Here is a 16,568-nt window from a genome sequence, read left to right on the forward strand (position 1 = left end):
AAACGATAGTTTGTCTAACTGGACAGATCAAGCATCCACGACGGACGGGCACCTAAAGAGAGATGCCACCGTCCACCATGAGCGTCTGCCCCTGCACCATCGCGGCCCCAGGAGACGAGACCATCTCCACCGCGGCGACCACGTCTGCCATGCCCAGGCCACGTCCGCTCGGATTGGCCTTCGCCGCGGCATCCAGCCGATCCTGCGCCCGCTCGCCGAACATCGTGCGGAATGCAGGGGTGTCGAGTGCACCTGCTGCGACGGTGTTCGCCCTCACGCCGTGCGGTGCCAGCTCCACTGCCAGGTACCGGATCAAGGCCTCGCCCAATGCCTTGGACGGCCCCAACGCGACATAGGACGGAACATAGCTCTTGGCTCCGCGACTACTGATGTACACCAAGCTACTGCCGGGCTTGAGCACCGGCAGCAGGCCCTGAGTCAGCGGCACCAACGACGTGGCGTTCACGGCGATTGCCTGAGCGAGGCGCGCCGGATCGATGTCCAGAGCGCTGCCTGTGACGGCGAGACCCGCACAATGCACGAAGAGATCCAACGATTCAGTGGCGTCCCGCACCGCAGCGACGAGCGCATCGACCCCGGCCTGGGTCCCGACATCGGCCTTGACGAGATGAGCACGTCCGCCGAGCGCCTCGACCGATTCAACCGCCTCCCGGGCGGCAGAATCGTTGGCGTGATAGTTGATGACGACATCGTGCCCGAGGCGGCCGCCCCAGTGCTCGGCCACCGCACGACCGATACCGGAGGATCCTCCGGTGACCAGAATTGTCATGCCGGCTTCAGCTCTGCTTCGATCGCGGTGCCGATGCCGACCTCGAGGGTCACTCCGAACTGCTCGATCATCTGGCCGGCGTCGGCCCGCATCGCCGCGAACTCAGGGGTCTTCTCGCTGGCATGCAGATCCGCCTCGCTGTCGAAGTGGAGTTCTGCGACCCGATAGAAGGAGGGCTCGGCCCCCTCCAGATTGCTGTCGGTACGGATTGCGACGAGCTTGCGGAGGTGCGGCGACGCCGCGGCAGCCGGCAGATGGACCTCCGCATAGTGCTGCTCGAAAGCGTCGACGTCTTCACTCTTCGGTGCGGACCAGCAGGCGATGAGCTTGTACATGAATGTCTCCGGTTCTCTCAGGGTGCGTTGAAGCCGCGCCTCGGCTGCGGCCTGCGCCTGCTCGCGCGCGGTGGCATCCGTCGCCACCGTAGGGTGCTCGTCATCGCAGGCTCCTTCGTGGACTCACTCAGGCGGCCATCGCGAAGAATTCACAGATGCTCGTCGTCTTAACCGACCGAATGTCTGGCTACACTCTGCATGAATGTGACCAGCAGCACAAGAAGGAAGATCGGAGCGAGGACATGAGCGGGTCGGACAAGGTGTGGGCCAGGGTCGACGAGCAGGTCTGCGTGGGTTCAGGAACCTGCGCGATGGTCGATCCGGCCCACTTCAGCCTTGTGGACGGAAAGGGGCGCGCCACGAACGAGCCCGTCGAGCGGACCGAGGAGCTGGATGACGCCATCCTGGACTGCCCCGTACAGGCCATCCTCAGTGGTCAGGCGTGACTTAGGACGGGTCGGCCGTGCGGCGAGCGAGCACGCCGGAGAGGAAGACGTCGGAGAGCTGGGCTGCCACGGCGCGAGCCTGAGCCGGGTCACCCGGCTCGTACCAACGAGTCATCCAGTTCATGGCGCCGATGAGAGAACGAGCTGCCATCTTCGCGTCCAGACCACGGTCGAAGGCACCCGACTCGGCCCCCTCCACGAAGACCTGCTCTACCAGGTGCATGTACTCGCGGTCCATGTCCGCCCATTCCTTGGAGATACCCCGTCCGGCGATCTCCTGGACGTAGACGCTCACGTAAGGCAAGTGCCGGTCGATGATCTCCACATGTACCAGCACGATCTGCCGCAGCTTCTCCGAGGCAGGCAGATCCTTGACCTTGAGCTGGCGGGCGTTGGTCAATAATTCTTCGGCGTCTGGACGAACCACCGCGAAGAGGAGGTCTTCCTTGGACTTGATGTAGTTGTACAGGCTGCCCTTGAGCATCCCGACCTCGGTGGCGACATCCTCGAGGGAGGCTCCACCGAATCCCTTCTCACTGAAGACGCGAGCGGCTGCCGCTACGACGTCGTCCCAACGGCTTGGACGAGGCACTTCTGAACGCTCCGCTCGGGTGTGGTGGTGCTACGTATACAACGTTACGAAGCGCAACCAACTTATCGCAGTCGGCCCCACCCACATGACATCACTGGCGTCTTTCTTTTCCTACCATCCGTTTGCTAACGTGTTATCCAAGTGTGGGAACATCCAAAGGAGCGACGCACATGTCGACAGTAGTCTTCATCGACCCGTACGGCGAGCGTCAGACGGTCGAAGCAACGCTCGGCCAGTCCGTCATGGAGGCAGCGGTGAACCACGACGTTCCCGGTGTCGTCGGGCAGTGCGGCGGGTCGCTGGCCTGCGCGAGCTGCCACGTCTACGTCCAGCAGCCGTGGAGCGCGCAGGTGGGAGGTCCTTCCGAGATGGAGGACGACATGCTTGACGGTGCACTCGCCGAGCGTCGCGCCGAAAGCCGGCTTTCGTGCCAGCTCACGATGGGTCCTGAGCTGGATGGCCTGACCGTCGAAGTGGCGCCGGAGCAGCTGTGAACGACCACGTCCTGATCGTCGGGGCAAGTCACGCCGGCGTGCAGCTCGCCGCCCGGTTGCGCGAGCGCGGTCACGAAGGTCCGGTGACACTCGTGGGCGAGGAATCGCCCCTGCCCTACCACCGACCCCCGCTGTCGAAGGCCTACCTGGCCGGCAGCGTCACCGCTGAGTCGATGTCCTTGCGCCCGGAGACCTTCTACTCGAGCAAGGCCATCACACTGGTGCCAGGAGCCCGCGTGGAGGAGATCGACATGGCCGCCGGGACGGCCCACTGCTTGACCGGCCAGAGCTTCGACTTCGATCACGTGGCGCTGACGACCGGCGCTCGAGTGCGACGTCTGGACATACCCGGCGCCGACTTGGCCGGCGTTGTCTACCTGCGCGACATGCAGGACGCCACCGGTCTGCGCGAGGCACTTGGGCCGGTGCGACGAGCAGTCGTCGTCGGAGGTGGATTCATCGGGCTCGAGGCCGCCGCCGTGCTACGCCAGCGAGGAGTGGATGTCACCGTCGTGGAGGCTGCAGACCGGCTGATGGCCCGCTCGGTCTCCGAGGAGATGTCCGCCTTCTTTGCCGGAGTGCATCGTGACCGCGGAAGCCGTGTGCTCCTGGAGACAGGCGTGGTCGCCATGAACGGCCGGGAGGGCCGAGTCGAGGAGGTCGTGCTGGACGACGACTCCACCGTGCCGGCGGACCTGGTGGTCGTCGGTATCGGCGTAGTTCCCCGCACCGAACTGGCCGACCGCATGGGCCTGGCGGTCGACGGCGGAATCCTCGTCGACCGCCAGGCCCGGACCAGCGACCCCCGCGTGGTTGCCGCCGGCGATGCGACTGTCCTGCCCCACCCGTTGGAACCAGCGACATTTCTTCGTCTGGAGTCGGTGCAGAACGCCACCGACCAAGCCGACATCGCAGCAGCCACGATCTGCGGCCAGACGGCCGCCTACGACTCCGTGCCGTGGTTCTGGTCCGACCAGTTCGACCTCAAGCTGCAAATGGCAGGTGCTGCCATAGGCTACGACGAGGTCGTGCTCCGCGGATCCGCGCCCGACAGGCTCACCGTCCTGTGTTATCGCCGAGGCCAGTTGGTCGCCGGCGAGTGCGTGAATGCCGGGGCAGACTTCGTGGCCGTGCGCCGTGCGCTGGCGACAGGGAAGTCCTTTCCCCAGGACATGGCGGCTGACACCTCGATCAAGCTCAAGTCCTTGTTGTCGTGAGGTTGTCGTGAGCCCGGCCCATTGAACGGGCCACGGCCCTGACGCGACAGCGGCTGGGTCGCGCCAGGGCTGTGACCGCCGGTTCTACTCCAGGCCCAGCGCGACCTTGGCGAGCCGTTCCCTGCGCGCCATGTGCTGGTGCGACTGGAACTGCGGCATCACGTACCGAGCGAAGAGTTCCAGGGAGCGGTGCCACATGTCACTGGTGACCCAGTCGCGCGAGTTGATGAGGAAAGTGCCGAAGTCACCAACCTCTTCGCGAATGTGATGAATCTGGTCGATGCAGTCCTCCGGGCTCCCAATCACCCACGGGATGTGCTCGACCATCCAGTCGAAGGTCAGGTCCGCGTCGGCCATGTTCTCGTCCTGCTTCATCAACGCGCCGAGGCCAAGTCCGAGCAGGTAGTCGTAGGACAGTTTCACACCATCACGGATCTCGTTGAGCGCATCATTGCGACTGGACGAGACATAGACTTCGCGGCTCACCCGCCAGTCGGCGACCGCAGCGCCGGCGTCCAGGCCAGCATCGGCTGCACCCTTGAGGATGGCGTCGCGGTGGGCCACCAAGTCCGGCGCCGCCGGATTGTCGGTGCTGTGCAGCGGCGCGAAGTAGACGCTGAGCGGGATCCAGCCCCTGTTGCCGCACTTCTCGAAGTTGTGGGTGCCGGTGAGTCCAGCAACCGCGATCGGGGGCACTTCCTGGTGAGGCCCGACCTGAAGCTGACGGTCCTCGTAGTGCCAGAAGACTCCCTCGTGGGTGACTGGATCCTCGGAGGTCAAGAGCTTCCAGATGATCTCGAGCGACTCGTTGGTGCGAGGCGTCGCCTCTTCAGGGGCCATCTGAAAGAGCTTCTTGTCAGTGGGCAGACCGCCGCCCCCGAAACCATAGATGAGGCGTCCGTGGGTCAGGTGGTCCAGGAAAGCCAGTCGCTCGGCGACAAGGAAGGGATCCTGGTAGGGCAGGTTGACCACTCCAGTGCCGAGCCGGATACGGCTGGTGACGGCGGACGCCTTGGCGATCATCAGCTCAGGCATCGGGACGTTCTCGAATCCGCCGGTGTGGTGCTCGCCGATCCAGAACTCATCGAACCCCAGCGACTCAGCCTTGACGATCTCGGCGATGTCGCGGTCGTAGGAAAGCGTCCAGTTCTCTCGTGGCGGATGCTCCGGCATGGTGAAGATTCCGAACTTCATGATCGTCTTCCTTGTCCTCTCGGGGCTCGTTGATGAAAATCTCGAGGTGCGGGGTATGGAGTTCGAAACTGCTCGCCCTGGGTGTCGCGGGTCGAGATGGGCGTGTGCGTCGTGTCAAAGAGCCGCTCAGGCTCCGGCGAGGGTGCGGAACTTGCTGCCGTGAAACACCAAGGGCTCGACGTGTTCGTCGCACCAGAGCGCGTGCACGCGCAGAAGCGCGATGGCGTGGTCGCCAGCGGGCACGACGGTGTGGATGCCGCAGTTCAGCCAGGCCGCCGCACCCTTGATGAAGACCGATCCGTCGCTGCTCTTCTCCCAAGCAACGCCCTGGAAGCGGTCACCCTCTGGGCGAGCGAGCTTGCGACACGCTTCGTCCTGCCCACTGGCGAGGACGCTGACCCCCAGACGCAGCAGCGACCGAAGCTGCCGCCAGGTGCGAGAACTGTTCTGTATGCAGATTGACACCAGAGCCGGGTCCAGGGAGACCGAGGTGAAGGAACTGGCCGCCATGCCGGCTGGTTGGTCGTCGACGACGGCACAGACGGCCGTGATACCGCTGGGGAAGCAGCTGAAAGCGGCTCGCAGATGGTCGGGGTTAATTTCGTCCGGCGGCAACTCGATCACTGTCGATCACGACTCTCTCGGCGATAAAACTCCGGTGGCACGGCTTGAACCGCATAACCAACCATAGAGTAGGTTACGCCGAGTGTGTCAAGCATCACACCAAGGTCGACCCGGGAGGACCCATGCATCTGATTGTCGACAGTACGAGCGCTTCACTGCAGGACGAACACAACTTTCGCGAGCTCGACCTCACGCTTGCGCCCGGACTCAGCATCAACCGCCTGCAGCAAACCCTCGCGACGGTCCTGCCCGAGTCCGAGGTCCACAGCGACCATGTGTGGGTCCCGGTCGACTCACTACGCGAACTCGGCCACCCGCTGGACGCGACCTGGCTCGAGGCGTTTGCCGGGATGATTGACTATGCCGCCAGTTATGGCTGGACCCGTCATGAGGGCCGGGAAGTCAGGCTCCATGTGACCGCGTGATGACTGGCAATGCGGAGGCGGCCTCGCGTCTCGTGCATACCTCACATGACTGAACGCTGATGCCGACCAATGAGGGTTTCGGGTAGCCATGGCTGCCCGAAACCCTCATCCTTCGTCGCTACTTCGCGCGCACCTTCACGGTGAAGGACGTCTTCGAGCCCTTCGCAACGCTGTTGCCGGAGTAGGTCGCCGTGACCTTCTTGGCCGAGCCCTTCGAGGTGAACTTCGCCAGCCGGATGCGGACCTTGCCGTTCCTGACCGTCCCGGAGTAGTTCTTGCCGCCCTGGCGCAGGGTGACCTTGCCGCCGTCGACCGTGAACCCGGTGGCCTTGACCGACAGCGTCACGAACGCCTTGGTGCGCTTGACGACGATCCTGCTCGGGCTGACCGACACCTTCTTGAGCGTCGTCGACGCCTTCGCCACGGTCACCGAGGTCGTCGTGGTCGCCGGGTCGAAGCCTGCACTGCCGGCGTAGAACACCGTCAGCTGCGACGTCCCGACCGGCAACCGGCTGGACAGGGTGATCGTCGCCGTACCGCCCGTCATCATGCCCATGCCCGCGAGCTGGTCACCGGAGGCGACGTAGACCAGGCCGGACGCACCGGGCGCGCCCGTCACGGTCAGGGCAGCGCTCGTGCCGTAGGTGGCAGGGCCCGCCGAGGCCGTGAGGCCGGACAGCGCCTTGACCACCCGGGTGGCGACCGTCGTGCTCGAGCCCTGATGCGTCGCATCGCCGGAGTAGGTCACCGTCAGCAGGTGCGAACCGATCGGCAGGCCTGCGATCACGACCTCGGCGGCACCGTCGACCAGCGTTGCCCGGCCGAGCACGGTCCCGCCCTCGGTCACCGTGACGTCTCCGGTGGCGCGGCCCGAGACCGACACGGAGACCGTGAGGTCGGCGCCGGCACGGATCGACGCAGGAGCCGTCGCGGACGTGGTCGTCGCGTCGAGCTCCGCCCCGAGATCGACCCCGACGAGCTCCGGGTCGTGGTCGCTGGCCCGGTACGGATCCGCCCGGTACAGATCGGTCGCGTTGTAGTTGTAGCGGCTGTACTCGCGCGCCAGCGCCTCGTAGGCGTTGATGTTCCAGATGTCCGCCCCCGTCACGCGCGCGTACGCAGCCGGGGAGGCGAAGACATGGTCGAGCGAGCCGACCATCCCGTCGAACTGATAGGTCTCCTTCGTGGTCCGCTCGGCCGGGACGTTGGTGTACCCCGCCTCCTCGATGATGCGAACCGGGTCCTCCTTGTTGTACGCGTTGAAGTCACCGGTCAGGAAGATCTTGTCCGTGCCGGCCGAGGTGCCGAACCGGTCGGCGAATCCGACCAGCGCCGTGGCCTGCTGGACGCGGGAGTGGTTGGACGCCCCCTGCCCGTCGCCCTGGTCGGCGTCGAGCCCGGTGCCGGAGCCCTTGGACTTGAAGTGGTTGACGATGACCGCGAACGTCGTGGTGTCCGGCCCGCCGGCCCGCTTGAACGCCTGGGCCAGCGGCTGGCGGGCGTTGGTGAAGGCCGGGTCGTCCAGGATCGACGAGGCTCCCACGGGCGCCACGATCTTCGGCTGGTAGATGAACGCCGTGCGGATGACGTCCTCAGCGGCCGGAACGGTCGCCGGGGACGCGACGAAGGCCCACCGCTGCTTGCCGGCGGCCCCATTGAGGGCATCGACCAGCGTGGCCAGCGCCTCGTCGCGGTCGGCCTTCGGGTCGACCGCCTTGGAGTTCTCGATCTCCTCCAGCGACACGACGTCGGCGTCCAGGGTGTTGATCGCCGCGACGATCTTGGCCTGCTGACGCTCGAGGTTGGCGTCGTCGGCGGCCCCACGAGGACCGTTGTTGGTGCAGGAGTTGGCGGTGACCGGATTGCCCGCCCGGTCCTTGTACGTCGTGCAGGTGCCCAGGCCGGACTTCTCGAAGTCGGCCGCGGTCGTGGAGAAGTAGTTCAGGACGTTGAAGGTGCCGATCCGCACGTCGCCGCCGACATCGGTGGGGCCCGCGGTGCGCGTCGAGCTGAACGTCACCGGCTCCTTGCCGGAGGAGGTCAGGTGCTGCGTCGGCTGCAGCTTCCAGACGCTGTTGCGCCAGTCGAGGACGACCGGGTCGACGAACGAGACGGCGGCACCGACGCGCACCTCGTTGTCGGGGCGCAGCCACGGCAGCGCGATGCCCTGGTTCGCGGCCGACAGGAAGTTGACCGATGATCCGTCGTCGAGGTTGACCAGGCGCTGGGTGTTCTCGGCCAGCAGCGCCTTGGCCGGGGCGCCCGGGGCGACGACGTTGGTGGGTGTCTGCAGCGGCTCGCTGCCGTCGGCCAGACCGATCTCGCCGTACTGGTTGGTCGCGTAGTTGTCGGTGACCGTCATGGCGCCCTGCGGCAGCAGCAGCATGCTCTCGAACGACTCGCGCTGCACCTCGCTCAACGGGAACGAGATCGTCGCGGGGAGGACCGGTGCGGGTGTCTCGGTCAGCTTCGTGAACTTGCCGGCCGCCGTCGTGAGCTCGGTGAGACCGTTGAACTCCGACACGTCACCGGTGACCTCGACGAAGTCACCCTTGTCGACGCCCGCGGCGAACGCCGAGTCGAAGACGAACAGTCCGTCGGACGTCGTGTGCGTGGCCGCGTCGACCGCGCCGCCGGTGCCGGGCGTCTGGATGACGGCGCCGTTGAACCCACCGGTCTTGTAGACCGCGGTCACGACGCCGCGGGTCGTCACGGTCTTGCCGGCCAGGGGGCTGGCCGCACCGGCGCCCTGGATCTCGGCGATCGTCGCGTCGACCGGATCGGCCGGCGGGTCGACGGGACCACCGCCGGAGTCCCCCGGTCCGTCGCACGTCGTCCCGCACGCGGCCGGGCTCGGCGCCACGGCTGCGAAGTCGGCACCGTTGTCGTCGGAGTCGGCGCCGGCGGTCCTGCGCGTGACGGAGAGGGCCAGTCCTCCGGTCGCGGCACGCGCGGAGCCCTCGAACAGGTTCGCGGTCGTGCCGTAGCCGACCAGGTCCACCAGGTTGGCGTCGGTCAGGGAGGTGGTCAGCGTGGCGGTCGACCTCGACAGGGCGATGACGCCGCTGCCGGCGGCGGAGTTCAGACCGGTGTCCGGAGCGATGTCGGCGGTCACGGGGGCGCCGGGGTTCGTCGCCGCGTTGTTGCTGGCTCCGCGGACCACGAGGGTGCCGCCGGGCTCGAGGTGCTTGTCGCCCAGCTCGGTCTTGCCGGAGAACGTGGCGCCGGTCGCGGACTTGTACTGCAACGACCAGCCGTTGACGCTGATGTCGTGGTCGGTCGGGTTGTAGAGCTCGAAGAAGCGGTGGGCGTACGAGGCGCCTGCGCTGCCGCCGTTGTTGTACACCTCGTTGATGACCAGGTTGTCGCCGGCCGGTGTGGCCATGGCGGGCGCCGCCGGGACGGCGACGAGTGAGGCGACTGCGACGGCCGCGGCGGCCACCCATCGCGTGACGATCGTTGTCTTCATGATTCCCCGAGCTCTAGAGATGACCGTGCTGATGGGTGGCGCGGCGGGTCCCCGGGGTGGTCGGACCACCCCGGGAACCCGATCGGCCTACTTGCTGCGGACCTTGACCGTGAAGGTCGTCGACGATCCCTCGGCGAGCTTGTTGCCGCCGTAGGTCGCCGTGATCTTCTTGGCCGAGCCCTTTGACGTGAACTTCGCCAGCCGGATGCGGACCTTGCCGTTCCTGACCGTGCCGGAGTAGTTCTTGCCGCTCTGGCGCAGTGTGACCTTGCCGCCGTCGACCGTGAACCCGGTGGCCTTGACCGACAGCGTCACGAACGCCTTGGTGCGCTTGACGACGATCTTGCTCGGGCTGACCGACACCTTCTTGAGCTTGGTCGGCGCCTTGGCGATCGTCAGCGAAGCGGTCGTGCTGGTCGGGTCGAACTTCTCGTCCCCGCCGAAGTAGACCGCGAGCGAGTGGGTGCCCGGCGCGAGCGCCGTGCCGTCCAGCGTGACCGTGCCGGTGCCGGCCCGCAGGAAGCCCAGGCCGATCGCACGTCCACCCTCGGTCACGTAGACCAGGCCGGATGCCTCGGGATCGGCCGAGACCTTCACCGTGGTGGGCGTCCCGTAGGTGCCCGGCGCGGCGACCGCGCCGAAGCCGGACCCGCCCTTGACGATCTCGATCGTCCCGGCTGAGGCCGTCGACGCAGCGTGCACGCCGTCACCCGAGTACGACACCGTCAGGGCGTGCTCGTCGGCCGACAGCTTGCTGGCGTTGACCGCGACCGATGCCTTGCCGTCGGTCAGGGCGGCCGAGCCGAGGACGGTGTCGCCCTCCTTGACCGAGACGGTGCCCGTGGGGGTGACAGCGGAGCCCGCGGCGGACGCGACGGCGGCCTCGACCGTGAAGGTCGTCCCGGTCTTGGCCTTGGCCGGCGCCGTGCCGGTGGTGGTCGACACGATCTTCTCGACCGACAGCGGGATGCTGACCGACGTGTTCGTGGGAGCGGCGGTCGCAGTCAGCGTCACGCCCCCCACAGCGCCTGCCGGCAGGTCGAAGGTGACCGTCGAGGATCCTGCGGCGACGGGGAAGGCGCCCAGGTCGACCGTCTTGCCGCCGTACGTCAGCGTGGCCGCCACCGTCGTGTTGGCCGGGCTGTTGCGGGAGGTGAGATCGAGCTTGGGCAGCGTCACCGACACCGTGTCGAGGGCCTTGTAGGAGCTCTTGACGCCCGTGACCTCGACCGCGTGGGCCGAGAAGTCCGGGGTGATCGGGCTGTTGGCCGCGATGTAGTCGTTGAAGCCCGTGTAGTCGACGACACCGCTGTCGACCGCCGTGCCCTCGGTGAAGGCCCGGAAGTTGTCACCGCCGGAGGTCAGGAACGACGGAACGGCGACCTTGAAGCTGTCGGTGGGCTGCACGACCTTGCCGTTGATCGTGATCGACGTGATCCGGTCGCCCTCGGGACGAGTCGAGTCGAACGTGTAGGTCAGGTTCTTCGACATGCCCAGCTGCAGGTAGGCCCGCGTCGGGACGCTGCCATCGGCATTGCGCTGCCACTGCTGCTCGAAGACCTTCTTCAACGAGGACCCGCTCAGCGTCACGGTGCTCAGCTGGTTGGCGAACGTCAGGACGTTGAGTGCCTCGGAGAACAGGATCGTGCCGGGCGCGTCGGGCGCGGCACCGGCGGCGTACAGCAGGTCGGCCCGGACGCCTCCGGGATTGTTCAGGCCGATGTCGGCGCCTGCCGGGGTCCTGGACACGCTGGCGCGGAGGGACTCGGCAATCAAGTTGCTCAGGGTCGACTCGGCACCGCGGTTCTCGGTGTTGCCGGTGTACGCGCGGGTGATGTCGGCGGTCTGGGAACCGACCGGCTTGCTGCCGACCTCCGCGGCGTACGCGAGGGCGGCATCGGTGATGGTCTTGACCTCGGCGACCCGCGGGTAGCTCGTGGTCAGCTCGCCGGCGGCCGTCGTGGTGCGGGCCTGGTTCTTCTTGGTGTGGCCGGTGACCTCGCCCGTGTCGGGATCGAACGTGAGCTTGATCTGGCCGACGTTCGTGCCGTAGTTGCCCGTCTGCAGCACCGGACGCGTCTTGCCGGCCTGGCCGGGGATCGGGGCGTCGTAGGCGTAGGCCTGGTGCGTGTGACCCATGAAGATCGCGTCCACGGCGGGATCGGTCTGCTCGACGACCTTCTTGAACACCGGGCTCGATGTCGCGTTCTGCTCCAGCGTCTTGGAGCCGTCCGGGGCGCCCTCGTGGATCGATGCGACGATGACGTCGGGCTGCTGGGGGGCCGGCAGCGCCTCGATCTCGTCGACCGTGTCGTTGATCGAGTCGACCGGGTCGGCGAACGTCAGCCCCTGGATGCCCGCCGGCGAGACCAGCGAGGGGGTCTCCTCGGTGACCGCGCCGATGACGGCGATGTCGACGCCGTCGACCGTGAACAACTCGTACTTCTTCAGCAGCGGCGTCTTGTCGGCCTTGAAGGTGTTGGCCGACAGGAACGGGAAGTCGGCTGCGTCCGACAGGCGCCCGGTCAGGTCGTCCGCGCCCTGGTCGAACTCGTGGTTGCCGGCAGCCGACGCGTCGAGGTCGAGCGCGTTGAGCACGTCGATCGTCGGGATGTCCTTCTGCACGGACGACGCGAACAGCGACGCGCTGACGTTGTCGCCCGCCGAGATCAGCAGCGAGCTGGTCGGGTTCTCGGCGCGCAGCGCCTCGACCGTGCCGGCGAACTGGACGGTGTTGGCGTCGATACGACCGTGGAAGTCGTTGATGCCGATCAGGTTGATCGTGACGTCGTCGGCGGCATGGGCCGATGTGACGGCCAGCATCGGTGCGCCGAGCAGCGTCGCGGTGGCGACCACCGTCAGGCGGCGGAACAGAGAACTCACGCAGGTACCTCTCCGGGTTCGATCGAAGAGGCGGCCCAAGCGGCTCATCCCCCCGATGAGTGTGCCCCTGAGAGAGCTCTCAGGATGTCTTCAGCAAGAAGACCCTGAGCGGCCTGCGAAGTCAACGCATTTCACGGAGACGAAACATGTCGAAACGGTGAAGTTCCCGCTGGCGGTCAGTAGGAGGACTCGTCGGTGGAGGCGGACGACGCCTGGCCGGCCTCGCGGGCGGCGACCTCGTCGAGGATCGTGGCGGTCGCGCTGGTGCCGAAGCGGGTGACGCCGAGGTCGCGCATCTCCAGCAGGGTGTCCAGGCCGCGGACGCCGCCGGACGCCTTGACCTGAACGGCGTCACCGACGGTGGAGCGCATGAGCCGCAGGTCCTCGATCGTGGCCCCTCCCCCGGCGAATCCGGTGGAGGTCTTCACGAAGGCCGCGCCGGCCCGCTCGGCAGCCTGGCAGCCCGCCACGATCTGGTCGTCGTCCAGCAGGGCGGTCTCGAGGATGACCTTGACGACGTGCTCGCCCGCCGCCGTGACGACGGCGTGGATGTCGGCCTCGACATCGTCGACCAGGCCGCTGCGCAGGCGGCCGATGTTGAGCACCATGTCGAGCTCGGACGCCCCGTTGTCGAGCGCCTCGGTGGCCTCGGCGACCTTGGTCTGCGTCGTGGTGGTGCCGTGCGGGAAGCCGATCACGGCGCAGACGGCGACGCCCGAGCCCTCGAGCACGCGGAAGGCGTGCGCGACGTCGCTGGGACGCACGCACGCGCTGAAGACGCCGTACCGGGCCACGAGGGCCAGCTGCTCGTCGACCTCCGCGCGGGTCAGCTCGGGCTTGAGGATGGCGTGGTCGATGGTGGCGGCGATCTCGGCAACGGTGACGGGTGAGGACATGCCTCCATCCTAGGAGTGGGCGGCGACTAGGCTCGTCCGGTGGGCGCACCCTCTGGAGTCGTGATCGTGGCAGGACCATCGGGATCGGGGAAGTCCCACCTCGCGGAACGGCTGGGCTGGCCGATCCTGCGTCTGGACGACTTCTACCGCGACGTCGACGCACCCAACATGCCGCGGTCGACGCTCGGGATCATCGACTGGGACCACCCGGGTTCGTGGGACGCCGTGGCCGCGGTGGGTGCGATCGCCGAGCTGTGCGCGTCCGGGACGGCGGAGGTTCCGGTGTACGACATCGCCACCAGCCGGCGGACGGGAACGCAGATCCTGTCCGCCCCGGACGGTCGCTTCATCGCCGAGGGCCTGTTCGCGCCCGTCATCGTCGACGCCTGCCGCGAGGCCGGGCTGCTGCGCGCGGCGATCTGCCTGTACCGCCCGGCGTCGGTGACCTTCGCGCTGCGGCTGTTCCGCGATCTGCGGGAGGCACGCAAGCCGCCGTCGATGCTGGTGCGCCGCGGCTGGCGGCTCATGAAGGACGAGCCGCGCATCGTCGCCGAAGCGGTCGCGCACGGCTGCGAGGCGATGTCCCCCCGGGAGGCGCGCAGGCTGCTCGGCAGCTGACCCGGGCCCGCCCGCAGCAACGGTTTACCACGGTCCCCAGGCAAACCGTCGACCTCGATGACTCCGCCCGGGGCAAGCGTCGTCCGCCCCATGCAAATCTCCCCTGGGCGGACGAGGTTTGCGGAGGGACCGTGGTAAACCGATTTCCCCTGGGACGTCCGCCGTCAGCGAACAGGGGGGACGCGCAGGAACAAGGACGGCGCCCTGCAGGTTGAGCCGGTCAGACTCAACTTTCAGGAGCAGGCATGACCGAACTGCAGCAGTTCCCCGTTCTGGCCCTCGAGGACGTCGTCGTCCTCCCCGGCATGGTCGTCCCGATCGAGCTGGACGATGCGGCCCGCGCGGCCGTCGACGCGGCTCGCACCAGCAATGACGACCGACTCCTCGTGGCTCCCCGCCTCGAGGACCGCTACGCCACCCACGGCGTCATCGCCACGATCCAGCAGGTCGGCCGGCTCCCCGGCGGTGGGCCCGGCGCCGTCCTGCGCGCCGAGCAGCGCGCCCACATCCAAGGCGGGGTGACCGGCCCCGGCGCCGCCCTGTGGGTCGAGGCCCAGCTGATCGAGGACGCCGAGCCGTCCGAGGCCGTCCTCGACCTGGCCCGCGACTACAAGAGCCTGCTCGTCACGATCCTGCAGAAGCGCAACGCCTGGCAGGTCATCGACGGCATCCAGCGCCTCACGGACCCCAGCGCGCTGGCGGACACGGCCGGCTACGCCTCGTACCTCGAGAACGAGCAGAAGCGCCAGCTGCTGGAGACCGAGGACGTCGGGCAGCGCCTGACGTTGCTGATCGGCTGGGCACGCGAGCACCTGGCCGAGGCCGAGGTCAACGAGAAGATCTCCGAGTCCGTCCAGGAGAGCATCGACAAGAACCAGCGCGAGTTCGTCCTGCGCCAGCAGCTCGCCGCGATCCGCAAGGAGCTCGGCGACGACGAGCCGGAGGACACCAAGGACTACCGCGAGCGCGTCGAGGAGGCTGATCTTCCCGACGACGTCCGCAAGGCGGCGCTGCGCGAGGTCGGCAAGCTCGAGCGCGGCAGCGACCAGAACCCGGAGAACGGATACATCCGCACCTGGCTGGACACCGTCCTCGAGCTGCCGTGGGGCGTCAAGACCGATGACAGCACCGACATCGCCGCGGCCCGCGCCGTGCTCGACGCCGACCACCACGGCCTCGACGACGTCAAGGACCGCATCGTGGAGTACCTGGCCGTCCGGGCGCGTCGCAACGACCGCGGCCTGGAGGTCGTCGGCGGACGCGGATCGGGTGCCGTCATGGCACTCGTGGGCCCTCCCGGCGTCGGCAAGACCTCGCTGGGCGAGAGCGTCGCGCGCGCCCTGGGGCGCACGTTCGTCCGCGTCGCCCTCGGCGGCGTGCGGGACGAGGCGGAGATCCGCGGCCACCGGCGCACCTACGTCGGCGCGCTCCCCGGCCGTCTGGTCCGGGCCATCGGCGAGGCCGGCTCGATGAACCCGGTCGTGCTGCTCGACGAGATCGACAAGGTCGGCGCCGACTACCGCGGCGACCCGTCGGCGGCGCTGCTCGAGGTGCTCGACCCGGCGCAGAACCACACCTTCCGCGACCACTACCTGGACCTCGACCTCGACCTGTCGGACGTCCTGTTCCTGGCGACGGCCAACGTCATCGAGCAGATCCCCGAGGCGCTGCTGGACCGCATGGAGCTGGTGCAGCTCGACGGCTACACCGAGGACGACAAGATCGCGATCGCCCGGCAGTACCTGGCACCCCGCCAGCTGGAGCGGGCGGCCCTGAGCGATGACGAGGTCACCGTCACCGACGAGGCGCTGCGGCAGATCGCCGCGTCGTACACCCGCGAGGCGGGCGTCCGGCAGATGGAGCGGCTGCTGGCCAAGGTGTTCCGCAAGGTCGCGACCAAGCTGACCGATCCGGACACCGAGCAGCCGGTCGTCGTGGACGAGTCGACGCTCGTCGACTACGTCGGACGGCCGCGCTTCGTCCCCGAGGTGGCCGAGCGCACCGCGGTGCCAGGTGTCTCGACCGGGCTCGCGGTCACGGGCCTGGGCGGTGACGTGCTGTTCATCGAGGCCAGCGCCTTCGACGGCGAGCGCAACCTGGCCATCACCGGCCAGCTCGGCGACGTCATGAAGGAGTCGGCGCACATCGCGCTGACGTACGTGCGGTCGCACGCCCAGGAGCTCGGGATCGACCCGGCGACGCTGGAGCGCTCGATCCACCTGCACGTGCCCGCAGGAGCGGTGCCCAAGGACGGACCGTCCGCGGGCGTCACGATGGTCACGGCGCTGACGTCGCTCGCGCTGGGCCGCAATGTCCGCGCCGATGTGGGCATGACCGGCGAGGTCACCCTCAACGGCCGGGTCCTGCCGATCGGCGGCGTCAAGCAGAAGCTCATGGCGGCGCAGCGCGCCGGGCTGAAGACCGTCTTCATCCCGGCCCGCAACGAGGTCGACCTGGCCGATGTGCCGGACGAGGTGCTGGCCGAGCTGGACGTGCGTCCGGTCGCGGACGTCGCCGAGATCCTGGCCCACGCGCTCGAGCCGGCGTCCGGGACGGTCTCCACCGTCGCGGCCTGACCGACGCGG

At 67.8% G+C, this 16,568-nt stretch carries 14 protein-coding genes; 6 read left to right on the forward strand and 8 right to left on the reverse strand.

Annotated elements, in window-relative coordinates:
* Window positions 1-52: 52 nt before the first annotated feature.
* Together NQV15_RS14330 and NQV15_RS14335 are read right to left on the reverse strand one after the other, a co-directional pair.
* The gene (locus NQV15_RS14330) at window positions 53-790 is read right to left on the reverse strand and encodes an SDR family oxidoreductase (RefSeq protein WP_232401224.1); all 738 of its coding nucleotides are present in this window, start codon (window positions 788-790) and stop codon (window positions 53-55) included.
* Window positions 787-1,212 (reverse strand): EthD family reductase, encoded by a 426-nt coding sequence (locus NQV15_RS14335; protein ID WP_232401222.1) that lies wholly within the window; start codon window positions 1,210-1,212, stop codon window positions 787-789. The genes NQV15_RS14330 and NQV15_RS14335 overlap by 4 nt, the downstream gene beginning before the upstream one ends.
* 68 nt (window positions 1,213-1,280) lie before the next feature.
* On the opposite strand from NQV15_RS14335, the gene NQV15_RS14340 reads away from it, so the two are divergent.
* The gene (locus tag NQV15_RS14340) at window positions 1,281-1,571 is read left to right on the forward strand and encodes a ferredoxin (RefSeq protein ID WP_232401220.1); all 291 of its coding nucleotides are present in this window, start codon (window positions 1,281-1,283) and stop codon (window positions 1,569-1,571) included.
* 1 nt (window position 1,572) lies between these two features.
* Here the strand turns inward: NQV15_RS14340 and NQV15_RS14345 are convergent, their stop codons facing one another.
* Entirely contained in the window at window positions 1,573-2,163 is a 591-nt protein-coding gene (locus tag NQV15_RS14345; RefSeq protein ID WP_257125058.1) for a TetR/AcrR family transcriptional regulator, read from the reverse strand.
* Between the two features lie 170 nt (window positions 2,164-2,333).
* Between NQV15_RS14345 and NQV15_RS14350 the strand changes: the two genes are divergently transcribed.
* Both NQV15_RS14350 and NQV15_RS14355 read left to right on the forward strand, forming a co-directional pair.
* Window positions 2,334-2,657, forward strand: a complete 324-nt coding sequence (locus NQV15_RS14350) for a 2Fe-2S iron-sulfur cluster-binding protein (RefSeq protein ID WP_232401215.1) — start codon at window positions 2,334-2,336, stop codon at window positions 2,655-2,657.
* Window positions 2,654-3,874 carry an NAD(P)/FAD-dependent oxidoreductase gene (locus NQV15_RS14355; RefSeq protein WP_257125059.1) on the forward strand — a complete coding sequence of 407 codons (1,221 nt, stop codon included), beginning with the start codon at window positions 2,654-2,656 and terminating at the stop codon, window positions 3,872-3,874. Before NQV15_RS14350 ends, NQV15_RS14355 begins: the two co-directional genes overlap by 4 nt.
* Before the next feature lie 84 nt (window positions 3,875-3,958).
* Here NQV15_RS14355 and NQV15_RS14360 read toward each other — a convergent pair whose 3' ends face one another.
* Both NQV15_RS14360 and NQV15_RS14365 read right to left on the reverse strand, forming a co-directional pair.
* Window positions 3,959-5,068 carry an LLM class flavin-dependent oxidoreductase gene (locus NQV15_RS14360; protein WP_232401212.1) on the reverse strand — a complete coding sequence of 370 codons (1,110 nt, stop codon included), beginning with the start codon at window positions 5,066-5,068 and terminating at the stop codon, window positions 3,959-3,961.
* A gap of 126 nt (window positions 5,069-5,194) precedes the next feature.
* Entirely contained in the window at window positions 5,195-5,692 is a 498-nt protein-coding gene (locus tag NQV15_RS14365) for a flavin reductase family protein (RefSeq protein WP_232401211.1), read from the reverse strand.
* Between the two features lie 122 nt (window positions 5,693-5,814).
* On the opposite strand from NQV15_RS14365, the gene NQV15_RS14370 reads away from it, so the two are divergent.
* Window positions 5,815-6,117, forward strand: a complete 303-nt coding sequence (locus NQV15_RS14370) for a hypothetical protein (RefSeq protein WP_232401209.1) — start codon at window positions 5,815-5,817, stop codon at window positions 6,115-6,117.
* Window positions 6,118-6,235: 118 nt separating this feature from the next.
* Here NQV15_RS14370 and NQV15_RS14375 read toward each other — a convergent pair whose 3' ends face one another.
* The 3 genes from NQV15_RS14375 to deoC form a co-directional block, all read right to left on the reverse strand.
* Window positions 6,236-9,586, reverse strand: coding sequence for an ExeM/NucH family extracellular endonuclease (locus NQV15_RS14375; RefSeq protein WP_232401199.1), 3,351 nt, complete (start codon window positions 9,584-9,586; stop codon window positions 6,236-6,238).
* Window positions 9,587-9,673: 87 nt separating this feature from the next.
* Complete coding sequence (locus tag NQV15_RS14380) at window positions 9,674-12,469, reverse strand: 5'-nucleotidase C-terminal domain-containing protein (protein ID WP_232401190.1); 2,796 nt, start codon at window positions 12,467-12,469, stop codon at window positions 9,674-9,676.
* Window positions 12,470-12,645: 176 nt separating this feature from the next.
* The gene (deoC, locus tag NQV15_RS14385; RefSeq protein WP_232401188.1) at window positions 12,646-13,365 is read right to left on the reverse strand and encodes a deoxyribose-phosphate aldolase; all 720 of its coding nucleotides are present in this window, start codon (window positions 13,363-13,365) and stop codon (window positions 12,646-12,648) included.
* Window positions 13,366-13,404: 39 nt separating this feature from the next.
* On the opposite strand from deoC, the gene NQV15_RS14390 reads away from it, so the two are divergent.
* On the forward strand, window positions 13,405-13,983 hold the full coding sequence (locus NQV15_RS14390) for a uridine kinase family protein (RefSeq protein ID WP_232401186.1): 579 nt from the start codon (window positions 13,405-13,407) through the stop codon (window positions 13,981-13,983).
* A gap of 245 nt (window positions 13,984-14,228) precedes the next feature.
* Window positions 14,229-16,559 carry an endopeptidase La gene (gene lon, locus NQV15_RS14395; protein ID WP_232401184.1) on the forward strand — a complete coding sequence of 777 codons (2,331 nt, stop codon included), beginning with the start codon at window positions 14,229-14,231 and terminating at the stop codon, window positions 16,557-16,559.
* Window positions 16,560-16,568 lie beyond the last annotated feature (9 nt).

The sequence above is a fragment of the Aeromicrobium wangtongii genome (genome assembly GCF_024584515.1).
GTDB classification, from domain to species: Bacteria; Actinomycetota; Actinomycetes; order Propionibacteriales; family Nocardioidaceae; genus Aeromicrobium; species Aeromicrobium wangtongii.

Bases quoted from the DNA above. Each gene is read 5' to 3' on its own strand.
- NQV15_RS14330 (WP_232401224.1), bottom strand. From the start codon at position 790: ATGACAATTCTGGTCACCGGAGGATCCTCCGGTATCGGTCGTGCGGTG.
- NQV15_RS14360 (WP_232401212.1), bottom strand. From the start codon at position 5,068: ATGAAGTTCGGAATCTTCACCATGCCGGAGCATCCGCCACGAGAGAAC.
- NQV15_RS14340 (WP_232401220.1), top strand. From the start codon at position 1,281: ATGCTCGTCGTCTTAACCGACCGAATGTCTGGCTACACTCTGCATGAA.
- NQV15_RS14370 (WP_232401209.1), top strand. From the start codon at position 5,815: ATGCATCTGATTGTCGACAGTACGAGCGCTTCACTGCAGGACGAACAC.
- NQV15_RS14375 (WP_232401199.1), bottom strand. From the start codon at position 9,586: ATGAAGACAACGATCGTCACGCGATGGGTGGCCGCCGCGGCCGTCGCA.
- deoC (WP_232401188.1), bottom strand. From the start codon at position 13,365: ATGTCCTCACCCGTCACCGTTGCCGAGATCGCCGCCACCATCGACCAC.
- lon (WP_232401184.1), top strand. From the start codon at position 14,229: ATGACCGAACTGCAGCAGTTCCCCGTTCTGGCCCTCGAGGACGTCGTC.
- NQV15_RS14350 (WP_232401215.1), top strand. From the start codon at position 2,334: ATGTCGACAGTAGTCTTCATCGACCCGTACGGCGAGCGTCAGACGGTC.